At 57.4% G+C, this 3,903-nt stretch carries 7 protein-coding genes and 1 pseudogene; 6 read left to right on the forward strand and 2 right to left on the reverse strand.

Annotated features, from left to right (window positions below):
* The 4 genes and pseudogenes from B2M20_RS18570 to B2M20_RS18580 all read left to right on the forward strand — a co-directional run.
* Window positions 1–696, forward strand: a 696-nt coding sequence (locus B2M20_RS18570) for a DNA-methyltransferase (protein ID WP_139372964.1), incomplete at its 5' end; no start/stop codon positions are given.
* A gap of 255 nt (window positions 697–951) precedes the next feature.
* Window positions 952–1,196 (forward strand): annotated as a pseudogene (locus tag B2M20_RS20470) (IS3 family transposase); the annotation flags it as partial.
* 46 nt (window positions 1,197–1,242) lie between these two features.
* The gene (locus B2M20_RS18575) at window positions 1,243–1,485 is read left to right on the forward strand and encodes a lysophospholipid acyltransferase family protein (protein WP_079448494.1); all 243 of its coding nucleotides are present in this window, start codon (window positions 1,243–1,245) and stop codon (window positions 1,483–1,485) included.
* A 164-nt stretch (window positions 1,486–1,649) separates the two neighbouring features.
* The gene (locus tag B2M20_RS18580) at window positions 1,650–1,853 is read left to right on the forward strand and encodes a hypothetical protein (protein ID WP_079448495.1); all 204 of its coding nucleotides are present in this window, start codon (window positions 1,650–1,652) and stop codon (window positions 1,851–1,853) included.
* Between the two features lie 117 nt (window positions 1,854–1,970).
* On the opposite strand, the gene B2M20_RS18585 is transcribed toward B2M20_RS18580, so the two are convergent.
* A complete protein-coding gene (locus tag B2M20_RS18585; protein WP_210189134.1) occupies window positions 1,971–2,468 on the reverse strand; it encodes a hypothetical protein in 498 nt (165 codons plus the stop codon).
* Between the two features lie 345 nt (window positions 2,469–2,813).
* Here B2M20_RS18585 and B2M20_RS18590 point away from each other — a divergent pair, with 345 nt between their 5' ends.
* On the forward strand, window positions 2,814–3,107 hold the full coding sequence (locus B2M20_RS18590) for a helix-turn-helix domain-containing protein (protein ID WP_079448496.1): 294 nt from the start codon (window positions 2,814–2,816) through the stop codon (window positions 3,105–3,107).
* Between the two features lie 131 nt (window positions 3,108–3,238).
* Entirely contained in the window at window positions 3,239–3,466 is a 228-nt protein-coding gene (locus B2M20_RS18595; protein ID WP_079448497.1) for a hypothetical protein, read from the forward strand.
* A gap of 37 nt (window positions 3,467–3,503) precedes the next feature.
* Here B2M20_RS18595 and B2M20_RS18600 read toward each other — a convergent pair.
* Window positions 3,504–3,903 (reverse strand): FAD-linked oxidase C-terminal domain-containing protein (locus B2M20_RS18600; RefSeq protein ID WP_274533981.1); only part of this gene is annotated, 400 nt, incomplete at its 5' end.

The following is a 3,903-nucleotide window of genomic DNA, read 5'->3' on the forward strand; positions in this document are numbered from 1 at the left end:
CCGATCGCGGGTCACGTTGGAGGTTTGGGCAGCGTGCAGCACCGGGAGTTCGCAATGGCATCGGGCGAGATGTCACAATCGGAGTTCACGGCGTTCCTGACATCTGTTTTTGTGCACCTTGCGGAATTTTCCGTCGATGGTTCGATCCACTTTCAATGCATGGATTGGCGTCATGTCGACGAAATCCTGCAAGCCGGCCGGAATGCCTATCGTGAGCTAAAAAATATCTGTGTCTGGGCCAAGGCCAATGGCGGCATGGGATCGCTCTATCGTTCCCAGCATGAATTCGTGTTCGTCTTCAAGTCAGGGACTAACCCTCACATCAATAATGTCGAACTCGGTAAGCACGGCCGCTACCGCACCAATGTTTGGAGCTACGCCGGCGTGAACAGCTTCGGTAACGATCGTTCCGACCTTGCGCTTCATCCAACGGTCAAACCGGTCGCGCTGGTGACGGATGCCATCCGGGATTGTTCGCATAGAAAGGGCATTGTCCTCGATGCTTTTGCCGGCTCCGGCACGGCATTGATCGCGGCCGAGCGGACGGGCCGCCGCGGCTACGGGATCGAAATCGACCCGCTCTATTGTGACGTCATTATCCGCAGGCTGCGCGCAGTATGCCGCCTTGAAGCTGTCCTCGAAGGTGCAGGCAAATCATTTCAAGAGATCCAGGTCGAACGCTCTGAACCGAGCTGACCAAAATTGGAGAGCCCGGATCCCGAATTATGAGGGGTCAACGCATACGATCGACCAGCGACCACATTTGACATTAAGCGTCTGCTATTCGTTCCCTGTGCCCAAACGCTTATCGATGCGCCTTTAGGGCCGAGGCACCACCGCCTCGGGCGAAACGCCACACCGCCGGGTCCAGCGTCAGCGCTGATGAGACTAAAGCGGCTTAACTGCGAACGGAGGATTTCTGGTTCATCGTAGCCTTTCAAATGATCGAAGATGAGACAGAAATCCCGGACAGGGAAGTCGCCAGCGAAGCAGGTCAGCAGGACATCCGCTGTACGACGCGCAAACAGTACTCGGCTAAAGGAAGGCCTACGCGGCGAGGGGTCGATCGCCGCGCCGTACCGCCGCGAAAGCATCGCTGAGAGCCTGTATTACAATTGGTCGAAGAGTTCCTGCAAGCCGCCAAGAAGCGGCTTGCCGGCAATACGGCGCGGACGGCTACCGGCGACGAGGTGAAAGTGAGAGCATAGCATGATATCATCACGCCAACGAAAAGGAGATGAGATGCCGGACGACGATATGAAAGCTGAGCTCGAACGTCTCCGCAGGGAGAACGATGCCCTGAAGAAAGGAGCTTCAGAGGGCACCCGCATGAAGGTGAGTGACAAAGGTGGCCTCTCCGTTTACGGGATGGGACGTTTTCCAGTGACTCTGTATAAAGAGCAATGGTTGAAGCTTCTGAACATGTCCGATGAGATCCGCGCCTTTATTGCCGAAAATGAAGCGCGACTGAAGGCGAAGGATTAGGCCCGCCTCAAAGCTGGGGCTTGGGGCGCGACTGCCACGGAACAATCAGTTGTCATCCGATAAACAGTTCCGAAACCATTCGCTCCGGCTGTCAAGTCCGCTAACGATTTCGAAAATCGCTCGCTGCATAGTCGCCCGCGTCAACAAGAAACGGGGTTTGTAGTATGAGCGGTAATGCTGACCTGGAAAACGTGCGTCGATATCGCACCATCGCTTCGCTCTATCGTCAGACCGCAGCATTCCGTCCTGCGCAAAGATGGACGCTCCTGGCGCAAGCCTATGAATACGAGCGTCTCGCGATGACAGAGCTCGAAGCCCACTTCACCGGTTATGACAGCGCATCGTGGAACGTGGCTGCCACTGCGTGAGCGCGGTCGAAGGTACTAAGAGCTGATCCAGGCAGAACTTGAGTCTGATGAGTCGGTTGTGATTCCATATCTCGGAGCGATTTAAATCCAGGCCGAGCGCTCAGAACCTGGCTGACCTCAGAATTGGAGAGTCGGCTTCCAATTTGTCGCGGTTAACCCTCCCCGGGCAAAGATCAAGTCGATCAGGGTCTCGAAATCGCGCCAGTCGAGCCGGCAGATCATTTGCGATGCCAGAGTACGTTGGTCCTTGATCAGAGCGGCGGCCTTCGTCCTGAGAGGATCGACCTCCCCTCGAATGCGGGCCAGCAAATAGTTCGCCTGCTTGACCGCGCAAATGGTCATTTGATAGTTCGCGGTGCTCGTGAGTACCGAACTGAGGCTGCGGACCGTCAGCGGCTCGCCATTGAGATCGGTGTTCGACCAATCTGCTCGCGTGGGACGATAGCGGGTCGGACCGCCGGGCGACGGAGGCTCGATCGCGACCACGCCGCCATCGGCGAAAGCCCACCAGAAATGACCTCGAGCGCAGGTCACCCACAATGCGTCGTTCGGTAGTTCGTAAAACTCCCGCAGCTCCCTCAATCCGTTGCTGACGCCGCCAGGTGTCCGTCCCATCTGCACCAACTGCTGTCTGGCCTGTATCCAATCGCCCTTCATACAGACGGGGTGCTCAATTTTCGGGTAACCGAAGGGGATGATCCCTTGATCCAGGGCTTGATCTGTCCACTGCCCGCCCCGCCCCAATTTGATGTATCGGACCACAGAAGGGGCAAAGGTTCGCGCGGGCGGTTCGGCTTGACCGGTCTCGGGCCTCAGATCGATCATTCGAGGATTAATCATGAGCTGGCAGTTCGCTTGCCTTGCCGCCGAAGTCCAGTTGGAGCGGTCCAGCATCGGACTTCAAAGTTAATATTATCCTTTCTTGGGATAATCCCGTCTCGGGATCAGCTTGCCCGGGCGATGACAGCTTCCGCCCGCGGGATCGGCAAAACCGTCCATTTCTCAGATCAGGCTACCTTCTGTGCCCTGATGGTGGCTGCCCGCAAGCACGCCGGTCTGACTCAGCATGAGCTGGCGCGTCGCTTGAAGCGCCCTCAGTCCTTTGTCGCCAAGTATGAGGGTGGTGAACGGCGGATCGACGTCATCGAGTTCGTGACGATCGTGCGCGCTATTGGGGCTGATCCCATCAAGCTGTTGCGGGATCTGATGGCCGGCAAGCCACCGGCCAAACCCCGGCGCGCATCGGCGAAATAAGCCCCGTATTCAGCCCCCTGCGATCACATCGTGATCCGGCGTCCCCGATCTTCGTCACAAGATTATCCAGGTTCCGCTCGACATCGCGCGGCAGCAGAGCGGTAGTGGGTCGAACCGTTACGGAGGGGCCGATGGAGCGCGCCAGCATTGAAACAGCAATCAAACTCATCATCGCCGAGATTCATAATAAGCTGAGCGAAGCGGCACGCATTGCCAAGGCTGCCGAGGCCTGTGTCCAAAACGGCGCTATCGCTGAGGGCATCGAGATCTCAATGGATATCGAGCAGCTTATTTATGAGGCCGGGCGATTGCAGGATGCAGCCTCGCTGCTCGGCCGCATGAAGCGAGATCAGAATTAAGGCCGAAGCCGAGACGGGCTCGGAGTTCACGGCGAGATCAGGCCTTTTTATAGGTATCTAGGTCGATGCCCGAGCGACCCGGAGCCAAAATATTGTTCGGATCCAACGCGCGTTTGATGGCGTGTTCCACGTCTCGCTTGACCGAGCCATAACTCTGCGCAACACGCTGCTGGAAGCGAGTGTTCACACGGTAAACCGCGTAGCCTTCCTTTTCGAACTCGTCCAGCAGCTCGTTGAAGCAGGCATCCGCACGCTTAGTTTCCTGCGCATCCGTGCGGTCGAAAAGCACGTCGATGACGTGATGCATATCGCGCGGACCGACGATAAACTCGGCCACGTAATCTAGACCGTGCTTGTGCAGGATGCGCTTAGCCAACCGCGCCTGCTTCTCGCACTCGCTGCCTCGCGCTTCGCTGACCGGCGCGAACCACATGGAG

Origin of the sequence: Nitrobacter vulgaris (assembly GCF_002028545.1) — a bacterium.
Classification (GTDB): domain Bacteria; phylum Pseudomonadota; class Alphaproteobacteria; order Rhizobiales; family Xanthobacteraceae; genus Nitrobacter; species Nitrobacter vulgaris.